This window comes from Streptomyces sp. NPDC020192 (assembly GCF_044388685.1).
GTDB lineage: Bacteria > Actinomycetota > Actinomycetes > Streptomycetales > Streptomycetaceae > Streptomyces.
Genome location: NZ_JBIRXG010000035.1, coordinates 52,215 through 64,293, shown reverse-complemented (window position 1 = coordinate 64,293; position 12,079 = coordinate 52,215). Strand labels below are relative to the sequence as shown.

At 74.8% G+C, this 12,079-nt stretch carries 9 protein-coding genes; 2 read left to right on the top strand and 7 right to left on the bottom strand.

All coding sequences use genetic code 11. The annotated features are described in order from the left end of the window. Positions 1-66 precede the first annotated feature (66 nt). The 7 genes from ACH47Z_RS40355 to ACH47Z_RS40325 form a co-directional block, all read right to left on the bottom strand. Entirely contained in the window at positions 67-1,170 is a 1,104-nt protein-coding gene (locus ACH47Z_RS40355; RefSeq protein ID WP_399083366.1) for a winged helix DNA-binding domain-containing protein, read from the bottom strand. A gap of 65 nt (positions 1,171-1,235) precedes the next feature. Next, a complete protein-coding gene (locus ACH47Z_RS40350) occupies positions 1,236-2,531 on the bottom strand; it encodes an extracellular solute-binding protein (protein ID WP_399083363.1) in 1,296 nt (431 codons plus the stop codon). Beyond that, positions 2,528-3,580: a hypothetical protein gene (locus ACH47Z_RS40345; protein ID WP_399083360.1), complete on the bottom strand. Its 1,053-nt coding sequence runs from the start codon at positions 3,578-3,580 to the stop codon at positions 2,528-2,530. Before ACH47Z_RS40345 ends, ACH47Z_RS40350 begins: the two co-directional genes overlap by 4 nt. Continuing rightward, the gene (locus ACH47Z_RS40340; RefSeq protein ID WP_399083357.1) at positions 3,577-5,112 is read right to left on the bottom strand and encodes a VWA domain-containing protein; all 1,536 of its coding nucleotides are present in this window, start codon (positions 5,110-5,112) and stop codon (positions 3,577-3,579) included. Before ACH47Z_RS40340 ends, ACH47Z_RS40345 begins: the two co-directional genes overlap by 4 nt. 76 nt (positions 5,113-5,188) lie before the next feature. Beyond that, entirely contained in the window at positions 5,189-7,489 is a 2,301-nt protein-coding gene (locus tag ACH47Z_RS40335; RefSeq protein WP_399083354.1) for a tetratricopeptide repeat protein, read from the bottom strand. Positions 7,490-7,524: 35 nt separating this feature from the next. Then, positions 7,525-9,630 carry a trypsin-like peptidase domain-containing protein gene (locus ACH47Z_RS40330; RefSeq protein ID WP_399083351.1) on the bottom strand — a complete coding sequence of 702 codons (2,106 nt, stop codon included), beginning with the start codon at positions 9,628-9,630 and terminating at the stop codon, positions 7,525-7,527. Positions 9,631-10,040: 410 nt separating this feature from the next. Further along, complete coding sequence (locus ACH47Z_RS40325) at positions 10,041-10,685, bottom strand: phosphoribosyltransferase (RefSeq protein ID WP_399083349.1); 645 nt, start codon at positions 10,683-10,685, stop codon at positions 10,041-10,043. Positions 10,686-10,836: 151 nt separating this feature from the next. Here ACH47Z_RS40325 and ACH47Z_RS40320 point away from each other — a divergent pair, with 151 nt between their 5' ends. Together ACH47Z_RS40320 and ACH47Z_RS40315 are read left to right on the top strand one after the other, a co-directional pair. Then, complete coding sequence (locus tag ACH47Z_RS40320) at positions 10,837-11,604, top strand: polysaccharide deacetylase family protein (protein WP_399083374.1); 768 nt, start codon at positions 10,837-10,839, stop codon at positions 11,602-11,604. Between the two features lie 30 nt (positions 11,605-11,634). Continuing rightward, the gene (locus ACH47Z_RS40315) at positions 11,635-12,075 is read left to right on the top strand and encodes an SRPBCC family protein (protein ID WP_399083346.1); all 441 of its coding nucleotides are present in this window, start codon (positions 11,635-11,637) and stop codon (positions 12,073-12,075) included. Positions 12,076-12,079: the final 4 nt, after the last annotated feature.

The following is a 12,079-nucleotide window of genomic DNA, read 5'->3' as shown; positions in this document are numbered from 1 at the left end:
CCACGAGCGGCCCGCAACGCCCCCTCTCCACGCGTCGTACGGCGGCTGAGCCGTCCGGGGGGCTGCTCAGCGCCGTACGACGACGGTGCCGAACCGGATGTCGTACGACGTCCCGGGACGCATCACCGCCAGCATCCGCGTGCCTTCGCCCAGCACGTCCTCCCGCTCGGCCTTCGTCAGGTCCCCGAAAGGCTCGATGACCAGGGTGTCGCCGTCGAGCTTCCACAGCCCGGCCAGGAAGCCGTCGACCAGGAGGGTGCGGAAGGCCTGGTTGCCCTGTCCGTTACGGCCCCGGTACCGCGGCGGTACGACGCGGGTGCGGTCGGCGTGGGAGAGCAGCAGGTTGTCGTACTCGGGCAGGAAGCGGGGCGGGGCCGGGGTGTCCGGGCCGGGGCGGGGGGCGTCGGGCAGGTCGAACAGCTCGACTCCGTCCGGGTCCCGGAAGGTGACCAGGTCCGGGCGCAGCCGCTCGAAGGTGTCCCGCAGCCGGGTGAGTCCGGCCCAGGTCTGCATGTCCCGCACCGAGGCCGGACCGAAGGCGGCCAGATAGCGCCGTACGACGGCGTCCGGGCCGACGGCGGGCCCGGCGGGGCGGCCCAGCCAGTGCTCGGCGGTGGTGAGGGCGACCTGTCCGCCGCGGCCCCACAGCCCGCGCGGGGTGACCTGGACCAGGGGCAGCGTGCCGCGGGCGGCGACGGCGAGGGAACGCGGGTCGGCGTCCGGCCACTCGGCGCCGAGCGCCGCGCGCAACTGGGCCATGGTCCGCGGTTCCGCCTCGACCAGGTCCCGGGCGAGCGCGGCCAGCCGGCCGAGGTCGACCCCCGCGAGCCCCGCGCGGAAGAGCCGCAGCTCCCGGTCCCGGGCGGGCTGCACGAACGGCCGCAGGGTCAGGCAGTCCTCGGCGGTGTGGGTGTGGATCGTCGAACGCAGGGTGACGATGCGGGCGACCGCACGCCCGGCCATGAGCCCGGACAGCTCCTCGGGCGCGTATCCGTCGAGGCGGGCGGCGAGCGCGTAGTACGGGGGCTCGGTGTTCTGCGCCTGGAGGCCGAGCAGATGGTGCACGGCGTCCCGGGCGGACAGCGCCGAGCGGCGCAGCAGGAGCTGCCGGGCCAGGGTCGCGCGGTTCAGCGCGCGGATGCTGAGGACGGGGGCGCCGCTCTTCGTCATACGCGCACGCTAGCCCGGAATGAGGACAGCAGTTGTCCTATTGGACGTCCTCGTGGTCGGGCGGCTCACGACGTACGGTCGCACACCGACTGGAGCCAGGTCAGGTCGGGGGTCCGGCGCAGGGCGTCGAGGTTCTTCAGCAGGGCGTCGAGGTGGTCGCGGTGGGCGAGGTACTCGATCGTCGCCTCGGCGAAGGCGTCGCGCACCGAGGGCGGCATCGCGTCGGAGGCGTCGAAGCAGTGCACCGCGTGGTCGTCGAGGAGGGTCGCGGCGAGGGTGCGGTGCCAGGCGGCACCCCAGGCGGAGGGGGCGGGCTGGGCAGCCGCGTTGACCGAGAAGCTGAACTCCTTGGCGGCCCAGGCCCGTTGGGCGTCGGCCGAGGCGAGGTACCGGATCAGGGTCTGTGCCGGTGAGGTGTCGTGCAGCAGGGCGACCAGGTCGCCGGAGACCTCCCAGGCGTCGTCGGCCTTCGCACCCGGGACCAGCCGGGCGGAGGGCACGTAACGGCCGTCGGCCTTTTTCCAGGAGGGCTGGTTGCGGATGAACGACGCCTGGTGCTCCAGCATGCAGCCGCGTGGGGTGCGGGTGACCGGCTCGGACGCGTCCTGGTACGGCGTCTTCAGCGCCCGGCGCACCAGGGCGGGGTCCCCGCCCGCGCCGACCATGCGGCCCCAGGTCGTCCAGGCGTCCTTCACCTGCGTGGACTGCCAGGGCAGTTCGCCGCGCGCCCACCGCTGGTAAACGTCCGGGCCGGACTGCTGGAGCAGGATGTCCTCGATCCAGTCGGTGCCGGGCCAGCCGCTGGTCGCGCCGGAGCCCATGCCGACGCACCACTGGCCGGGCCGGCGCGCGGCCGCGGCGAGTTGCTGTTCGTCGGTGCCGGCCGGGTACCAGACGAGGCTCTTCAGGTCGGCCTTCAACGGGAACCAGTACACGTGCCCGTCCAGCGGCGTGGTCCAGGACGCGCCGAAACCGGCCCGGGGCAGCAGGCCGTCGAGCTGCTTCAGCTGCCCCTGCCGGGCGTAGGCCGCGAGTTCGCCGGGCCCGGTCAGCACCACCACGTCGGGCGGGGTCCCGGCCTCCACGTCGGCGCCGAGCACCTGGCTCTCGGCGGAGCTGCCCTGGTAGTCGACGTGGATGTGGTGCTCGCGCTCGAACGGGGCGAGGACCGTCTGGCGGAAGGTGCGCTCGTCGTCGCCGGTCCAGTTGGCCAGCAGGGTGACGGTCGGCTCCTGGCCGAGGGCGCGTACGCCGGCGACGAGGGCCGCGGCGAGCAGGATCAGGCAGCCGGCCAGCACGGCGAGGGGGCGGCGGCGGCGCGGGGCGGCGGCCGGCGCGGGGCCGGTGGGCGGGGCGCTCACCGGGGCCTGAACCGGTAGTCGTCGATGTGCCGCCGCAGTCCGGTCTCGGCGAGGGCCATGAGCAGGATGCCTCCGATCAGGATCCACACCGCGGCCGACGCGCGGAAGCCGGTGTGGGCCAGGTACGCGGCGGTCCGCCGCCCCGCGTCGGTGATGAGCGGCCCGGTCAGCCGCTGGTCGAGCACCGTGCGGGTGTGCGCCATGCCCCGGTGCGTCCACACGGTGAACAGCAGCGCCGTGACGACCCAGGCCACGAGCAGGGCGGCCGCCGCGAGCAGCCCGCGGTTGTACCGGCGGCGGAAGCGGTGGCGCAGGAAGAGCTGGGTCTCCAGCAGGGCCGCGGCGAGGGCGACGGCCAGCAGCAGGGTCACGGTCCAGCCGCACCACAGCAGTGGCCCGAACGCGCTCTGGCTCCGCACCGCCGCCCGCTGCTGTGCCCGCAGGGCGGTGAGCCGGGCGGTGATCCCGGAACCCTTGTCCGTCAGCACGCTGGTGGCGTAGCTGAGGTAGGCCTCGCGCAACACGCTGTCCGCGGGCTGGAGTTGGGCCTGCTGGACCTTCACGGCGTACACGGTGATCAGCCCGGCGACCGTCTGCAGCGCCTGCCGTCCCGCCGGCCCGCCGACGTCGTCCCCGGCGGCGGCCGCGAGGCTCTGCGCGGCCACCGAGATCTGCTTCTGGAAGTCACTGGTCGGCGCCGCCGACCCGGCGTCGTGCTGTGCCTGGTCGAGCGCGTACAGCGCGGTGTCGATGGACAGCACGGCCGGCGCGCTGGAGGTGCGCAGCGGGTTCGCGTCGCCGTGCACCCCTTCGTACGACAGGAACAGCGACAGCGTCAGCAGCGCCGACAGGGCCAGCAGCAGACGGTGGCGTACGGAGAGGTCGCGGGCGGTGGTGCTGGTGCCGGTTCCGGTGGGCGGGCGGCGGCTGGGGAGGAGGTGGATCAGGGGGACGATGCGGTCGAGGGGGCGCCGGGGGTGGTCGGCCGGGGTGGCGGGCGCCGGGGCAGCGGGGGTCGGGGTGCCGAGGGGCGGGTTGTCGGGGCTCATGTGGGGGTCCCCCTCAGGGGGCGGCCGCAGTCGCCTCCGCAGTAGAGGGAGTCGGCCGGGCCGAGCCAGCCGCAGTCCGGGCACTCGATCAGGCCGCCGGGGTCGGGGCCGCCCTCCGCCGCCGGGCCGGCGCCGGGCGGGGTCGCGGGCGGCGGGCCGGCGGCGGGGGGCTCGGGCGGGGTCGTCATGGCGCTGGAGAGGATCAGGTGCTGCCAGTCGACGTCCTTCAGACCGGGGCGGACCCGGCCGGTGCCCGATCCGTCCCCCCGGTCCTCGATGCGTCTGAGCGCGCCGAGCAGTTGGGCGTCGCCCAGCTCCCCGGCCAGGGCCAGCGCCCGGGTCAGCGCGCGGTCCGCCGCCGCCCGGCCGTCGGCATCGCGCAGCCAGGCCCGGTAGGCCTCGGCGACGGCGGCACTCGCCTGCTGGTACAGCTCGTGCCGGCGCACCCCGGGATGCTGCCGGGAGGCGTCGAGCGGGTTGTCGGTCCAGCGCACCAGGACCGGCCGCGGCGGGGGCAGCCGTACCGGGCGCCCGAAGTCGGGTACGACGACCTCGACGGCGGCCAGTTGCAGGTCCTCGCCGGTCTCGCGGCCGGTCGGGTCGGCGCTCAGGACCGCCTGGAAGTGCCGTACCTCGTCGCCCCAGGCGCGGGTGACGTACTCGGTACCGCGCCCGCCGGAGCCGGACGGGACGGCGGTCAGTTCCTGCTCGCCGGGCACCACCTGGGTGACGCGGCGGATCACCGTGCCGGGCGTGGGGGTGAGTCGGATGCGCAGCTCGGGCACCGCCGTGCCGAGCAGGCCCTCCATCAACTCCTCGTAGGTGGCGGTCAGTTCGGACGCGTCACGGACCGCCCCGGCGCGGCCGTGCAGCCGCCGGGTGATGCGCAGCAGCAGCTCGGCGTCCCAGTCGTCCCCGATGCCCCAGGCGTCGCAGACGAACCGGCCCTCGCAGGCGTCCAGCGCGGTCTGCAGGGCCATGGCGGCCCGGTGGTCGTGCTCGTTGCGGCCGTCGGTGAGCAGCAGGACGTGCTTGACCGGGGCGGACTGCTGCTTCAGCAGCCGCCGGGCGAGGTCGAGCCAGGTGCCGATGGCGGTGCCGCCGTCCGCGTCCAGGATCCGTACGGCCCGTTCGGCGGCGTCCCGTTCGGCGGGTCCGGCGACGGCCATCGGCGCGCGGCCGGGGCCGGGGTGGACCACGGTGGCGTCGAACCGCCCGGAGAGCACGGCGAAGGCGGTGCCGTCGGGCAGCAGCCGGACCGCGGCGACGGTGGCGTCCTTCGCGGCGTGCAGTTTGGCCGCGGGGTGGAGCATGGAGCGGGAGGTGTCGACGATCAGCACCTCGGCGAGCGCGGGCCCCGCGCCCCGGCCGGCGGTGGCGGCGAGTGGCGGGCCGCCGTGGCTGTGGACACCGATCTCCAGGATGGCGTGCATCTCCCGGCCGGCGCCTCCCGCGGTCGTGGGCGGGGCGGCGGGCAGTTCCTTCTGCTGGCCGACCGCGAGCGTCACCTCGATCTGCCGGGCCACGGTCATCGTCCTCGTCTCCCAGGTCGTCGCGGGTGGTCGTCGGAGGGTCGCCGGAGATGGTCGGCAGGTGGTCAGAAGGTGGTCAGAAGGTGGTCATCGGGCGGACCGCGTGGGCCAGGTCGAGCAGGCGGCCGTGTTCGGCGGCGGTGCGGGCCTGTGCGGCCAGTTGCCGGAAGGAGTGCTCCAGCAGGCCCCGCAGGCTGTCCTCGTCGCCGGGGCCGAGCAGGTCCCCGGCCGGGAACTCCGGCCCCCAGCCCGGCCCTGGCCGGCCGTGCAGGGCGTTCTCGCGGACCTCGGCGGTCAGCCGGGCCCGGGACTCGCCGTCGGCGGCGCCGCCGTCCAGGCGCAGTTCGGGCAGCCGCCGGGCCGCGTCCCCGAGGTCGGCCGGTGCGGGCGGGCGGCCGTGCAGCAGGCCGGTGCGGACGCGGACGGCCGCGATGCGGGCGGCGTCGTGATGGCGGGAGGTGGCGGGGACGTCGTCGAGGACGCGGACGGCGGCGTCCCGGTCGCCGCGGGCCAGATGGCCCCGGGCCAGCCCGAAGGCGGCGGCGGTGTGCGCGAAGTCCCGCTTCCACACGGCCTCGTAGAACCGCATGGCGCGGGCGATGCGCTGCCGGCGGGTGTGCGCGGCGTCGGGGTCGGCCCCCGCCGGGGCCACGGGTCCGGCCGCCGCGTGTTCCGCGCAGTACCCGAGGGCGAGCTTGGGGACGTACTCGCCGGGCAGGGCCCGGTGGACGGTGTCGAAATGGGCGCCGGCCCGGGGGACTTCGCCCTTGCTGAGATGGAGCACGCCACGGTGCCAGGCGATGCGCCAGTCGTACGCGGCCGCGCGTTCGCCGAGCTGGGTCTCGGCCTCGGCGAGCCAGTTCTCGGCCTGCCGCTGCTCGCCGCGTCTGAGGTAGGCGCGGCACAGCCACAGCGCGGTCTCGGGGGTGCCGAGGCGGGATTCGCGGGGCCACTGCAGGGCGACCCGGTCGGGGGCGTCGGGCGGGAAGGTGTCCAGCAGCAGGGCGGCGCCGTCGTCGGGGTCGGGGACGGGTTCCGGGAGGGCGCCGGCGACCTCGGCGGCGGGGGGCGGGGAGACGTCCAGCTCCCCGGGCCGTTCGCCGGGGCGGGTGGTCCAGTGGTCCAGGGCCGGGATCGCGCCGAGACCGGCGTCGAGGCTGGCGCCGGTGGCGCGGAACCGGGTGGAGCTCTCCGGCAGTTGCTCGCCGAACTGCAGCGATCGGAACTCCCGTAGTACTTCCCATAGTTGGCGGGACATCTCGGCCGCCGTGCGGAACCGGGCGGCGGGCTCGGCGTGGGTGGCGCGGTCGACGATCCGGCGGAAGGAGTCGGGGGCGAGACCGCGGGCCGGTTCGGTGCCGCGGGCCAGGGCCTGGAGGGTCATGCCGACGGTGTAGAGGTCGCTGTCGACGTGCCAGCCGCGCCGGTCGATCTCCTCCTTCGGCGGGGCGAACGTGGCCGTGTAGACGTAGGCGGAGGTGCGGTCGCCGATCGCGCGGACCGCACCGAGGTCGATGACCTTGACGGCCCGGCCGAAGTGGATGACGTTGGCGGGCTTCATGTCGCAGTAGAGCAGGCCGCGTTCGTGCATGTACTGCAGCGCGCCGAGGATCTTGCAGCCGTAGGTGAGGACGTGGTCGAGGCGGGGGCGGCCGTGGAAGATCCGCTCGGCGTCGTCGGCGTCGAAGAGCTGTTGCAGGGAGCGGCCGCCGATGTAGTCCATGACGAGGTAGCCGGTGGGTGTGCGGTCCGGGGGGCGGTGGTCGGCGTAGGTGATGATGCGGACGATGTCGGGGTGGTGCAGGTCGGTCAGGGAACGGCGTTCCTCGACGGCGTTGCGGCGGGCGAGTGCGTCGTGGACGTTGATCTGGCCCTTGAGGACGACCCGGTGGCCGTCCGCGCGGGTGTCCTCGGCCAGATGGATCCAGCCGAGGCCGCCGCGGGCGAGACAGCCGAGGACGCGGTAGTGACCGGCGACCACGTCGTCCTTGTCCAGCTGCGGCAGGAACGAGTACGGCGTACCGCAGCGCGGACACCGGCCGGTGGCACGGGCGAGCTGTCCGCCGTAACCGATCCCGACGGTCATGGTGCAGCCGTTCGCCCCGCAGCGCCGGCCCCCGGTCGGCGGCCGCGGATCGGCCACGAGCACGTCGTCGGGTACGGGCACCTCGGGAAGTACGACGAGCCCGTGCTGATCGAGTTCCCCGACCCCGGCGACGACGTGCACGGCCGGCGGCCCGGAACCCTCCTCACCACCGGCCGGCGCGACCGGGGCGGACACCTCGGCACGCGCCGGCGTACGCGGCACCCGCACGGACGGCGCGACCCGCGCCTCGACGTGCCGGTGCCCACAGGTGTCGCAGTAACCGGTTCCCATGATGCGCCCCGCACACCCGGGCCGAATACACGAGGTCACGACGCGCCCTCCTCTCCGGGGCGGGGGGTTCGGGGTGACGCCGCCAGGTTCTCGGGAGCGCGCGAACTGCTGTGTGCCGCAGGCTCGTTGCCGGGCGCCGCATCCGGGTTCCCGGGATCCGGATGCGCGGGTGCCCTGCGCGGGTCGGCGGGGGCGGGGCGGCTCCGGTTTCCGGCGTCCCGGCGGCCCGGCGCCGTACCCGCGTCCGCGGAAGCAGGGCGGGAGCCGGTCGGCGTCGTAGCCCCGCTCCCTCCTGTCCCGGTCGGGTTTCCGGAGGATGCCGGGTCCGAGCAGAAGGTGACGAAGCGGTCGACGGCCGTCTCGGCGCGCTCGATGTCGCACGGGGTGTGCCGGAGGAGGGACAGCGCGTGTTCGTAGAGCCGGTACGCCTCCATGACCGGGTCTCCGGACGAGGGTGGTCCGGTACGGCCCCGAGCCGTGGTGTCCGCGCCGGGCGCACCGGGCGACGGTGGCCGGCCCGGCGCGCCCGGCCCGCCGGTCCCCGGAAGCGGTTCCCCAGGCGCTTCCTGCGCGCCGTACGGCAACGGTTCCCCGGCTGCGCCCGACGCCTCCGCCGCCCGTTGCCTGCACAGGGGCCACTCCGCGCTGACCCGGCCGAGGAGTTCCTCGCGGCGGTGGAGGCGGGCGTCGAGGATGCCGATGGCCTGTTCCAGGCGTTGCCGGCGGCGGTCGGCGGCCTGTTCGAAGGTGAACAGGAGGCTCGCGTGGGCGGGTTCACGTTCGCGTTCCGGGGTGTGGGCGACCCAGGCGCGCAGCATCCGGGTGCGCCGTACCCCACCCTCGGCCTGTTCGACCAGCTGCCGGGCGGCGGGGCCGGGCAGGACGCGGTCCCGGAGGCGGTCCAGGGCCGGGCCCAACTCCTCCACGATCCGGTCCAGTTCGGCGTGCAGCCGGGCCCAGCGGTCGTGCAGGGGGCGGCCCACGAGCAACTCGGCGGCTTGGTCGGCACGTTGCCCCTGGCGGCGGAAGACCAGCAGCAGCCGGGCGCCCTGCCGGGCGAGCCGGTCCAACAGGCCGAGCAGGGCGCCCGGTTCGGCGGCCTGGTCGACGCCGACCAGTACGGCGGCGAGGGGCACGCGCAGCGCGCCGAGCCGTTCGGGCCGGGGGTCGTCGCCGATGCCCAGGCGGGCGGCGACGCGGTCCATGACCTCGGCGGCCGTGAGCCCGCCCACGTCCAGGGCGAGATCGTGCGAGCCGGCCGGGGGCACCGTCTCCGGCGGGTCGTGGCTGAAGACGCCGGTGTTCCGTTCGGTGCGCAGCTCCCGGTCGGCGAGGGTGACGGCCCGGTTCAGGGTCCAGGCGCGGTCGCTGCGCTCGGGGACGACGGTGACGAGGACCGGCCAGCCCTCGCCCCGTAGCCAGGAGGCGAGTTCGGTGGCGAACGGCACATCGAGCGCGCCGGACGTGTGCTGGGCGTCGGTGCGCAGCCGGGGGTCGACGGCCTCGGCGCCGTCGGCCCAGGCGGCGACCTGTGGCAGATGGCTGATGATGGTCTCGGTGGGGCTCATGTAGCTGAAGGCCGATCCCGGCCCCTCGTCCACGCTGAGGACGATCCCGATGACCCGGTCGGTGGCGTGGTCGACGACTCCCCCGCCGCTGAAGCCGGGTGCGGCCAGCTCGCCCGGACTGGCCGGGCGCAGCTGCACCTGGCTGTCCCGGCCGCGGGCGGCGATCAGGGTCGCGCCGTGCCAGCGTCCGCCGTCGTCGCCGTCCGGGAAGCCGTACATGCTCACCTCTCCGTGCGGCGTGGCGAGCCGGTAGAGCCGGGTGGCGTGGCCGACGGGCAGGGGGGCGGCGAGGCGCAGCAGGGCGAGGTCACCGCTGCGGTCGCCGGATGACTCGCTCCGTGGCACGTACTCGTCCTCGTGGACCGCGGCGGGTACGGCGCCGAGGCCGGGGACTCCGACAAGGCGGACGACGTAACGGCGCCCGGGCCGAACGACATGGGCGGCGGTGAGCACCCGGTCCGGGGCGAGCAGCACCCCGGCACCGAGAACCCGCCCGTCCGGCGCCTCGATGCGGGCGATCCAGGACGGCATCCGTAACCGCGTTGTGACGGCTCGCTCCCCCGTGCGCGTCATGGCCTCCAAGTTACTCCGCGTACCGGCCCGGTACTACTGGTGTGCACGGGGGCGTTGCCGAGACACGGGGACCGGGGCGAACGAGAGACGCCTGCTGCGCCGGCATGACGGCGGGGACGGGATCGGGTGCCCGGCACACCGGCGGAGGCAGGGCCGGTCCGGCACACCGACGGGACGGGCTCGGGTGTCGACACGGCGGCGGGGTGGGCTCGGGTGCCCGGCACACCGGCGGGGAGGCAGGGTCGGTGCGGCACACCAGCAGGGACAGGATCCGGTGCCCGGCACACCCGGCGACGGCCGGCACGGACGCCCGGCACACCGGCCGAGGCAGGCACGAAGCCGGCACACCGGCAGGCGGGCAGGCTCGGTGCCCGGCACACCAGCAGACGGTGCCGCCGCCCGCGTGGGCCTCAGTGCTGGGCGTGCAGCGCGGCGATCACCTGCTCGTCGGTGAGTTGCTCGAAGTCCGCGTACCACTGACCCACCGCGGCGAAGCCGGCCGGGCGGTGCGGGCAGACGACCGTGTCGGCCTCGTCGGCGAGCGACTCGAGGGAGTCGGGGGCGCCGACGGGTACGGCGAGCACGAGGTGCGCGGGACGGCGGCGGCGGACGTGGCGCAGGGCCGCGCAGGCGGTGGCCCCGGTGGCCAGCCCGTCGTCGACGACGATCACGGTGCGGCCGGCCGGGTCCGGGGGCGGGCGGTCGCCGCGGTACCGCTCCTCGCGCCGGCGCAGCTCGGCCCGCTCGCGTTCGACCGCCGGGGCGAGGGACTCCTCGGTCAGACCGAGCATGGCCAGGGTGTCGGTGTGGAAGAGGGGCGGATCGTCCGCGGCGAGCGCGCCGACGGCGAACTCCTGGTGGTGCGGGGCGCCGATCTTGCGGACGACGAGCACGTCGAGCGGGGCGTCGAGGGCCCGGGCGACCGGCTCGGCGACGGCGATGCCGCCGCGTGGCAGCGCGAGCACGAGGGGATCGGTGAGACCTTCCCGTTCGCACAGCTCGACGAGCAGTCCGGCCAGTTCCCGTCCGGCTTCGGCACGGTCCTGGAAGCGCATGGCTGGTCCTCCTCCGCGGAGCCCCTCCTTCCATGGTGCTCCCGGTCGGGTGCCCCAGAGGCATTCGCACGCCAGATCTATACACTGAGTGTATAGTCCAGGTATGGCTTGGACCGACAAGATCCCGACGACGAAGCGTGTGCCCGGAAAGATGCGCGAGACCGCCCGAAGGTTGCGTCCGGCCGCGCTCGCCTCGGCCGCCGCGTGCCTCGCGTTCACGCTGTCCGGCTGCGCCCAGGTCGACACGACCGCGCCGAGCACCGTACGGGCCGACGCGGCGAAGGGGGCACCTGCGAAGTTCGGGACCGTCGACTGTCGTGAGGCCAAGTGCATCGCGCTCACCTTCGACGCGGGGCCCAGCGAGAACTCGGCGCGACTGCTGGACATCCTGAAGGAGAGGAAGGTCCCGGCCACCTTCTTCCTGCTCGGCAAGAACCACATCGAGAAGTACCCGGAGCTGGTCAAGCGGATGGCGGCCGAGGGTCACGAGGTGGCGAGCCACACCTGGGACCACAAGATCCTCACGCGGATCTCGGACGGGCAGATACGCGAGGAACTCAAGCGCCCCGACGACGCGATCGAGCGGCTCACCGGGCGCAGGCCCACGCTGATGCGCCCGCCGCAGGGCCGTACGGACTCCGACGTGCACAAGATCGCCAAGGAGGAGGGCCTGGCGGAGGTGCTGTGGAGTGTGACCGCCAAGGACTACACGACCGACGACTCGGCGCTCATCAAGAAGCGCGTCCTCGATCAGTCGTCCCGGGACGGCATCATCCTGCTGCACGACCTCTACCCCGGCACCGTGCCCGCCGTACCCGGCATCATCGACGCGCTGAAGGCACGCGGATACGTCTTCGTGACGGTGCCTCAACTGCTGGCGCCCGGCAAGGCGGAGCCGGGCAAGGTGTACCGTCCCTGACACCCGCCACGGGACCCCTACGATCATGCCGTGCCGACCTTCTCCTTCACCCGCACGGCCCCGCTCCCGCTCGACGAGGCGTGGCGCCGGCTCACCGACTGGCCCCGCCACGCCGACGCGGTCCCGCTGACCCGGATCAGAGTCCTCACGCCCCCGCCGACCGGGACGGGCACCCGCTTCGTGGCCCGCTCCGGCATCGGCCCGCTGGCCTTCGACGACGTCATGGAGGTGACGGTCTGGCTCCCGCCCGCCGACGGCGAGGCCGGGCTGTGCCGCCTTCAGAAGCGGGGCCGGGTGGTCCTGGGCTGGGCGGAGATCGAGGTGGGGCCGGGGCCCGGAGGTCGTAGCCGCGTCGTGTGGCGGGAGGAGTTGCGCGTACGTTTCCTGCCCCGCGCTTTCGACGGTGTACTGGAACGCACGGCACGCGTGATGTTCGGACGAGCGGTCAATCGGCTGCTTCGACGGGCGTGATGGC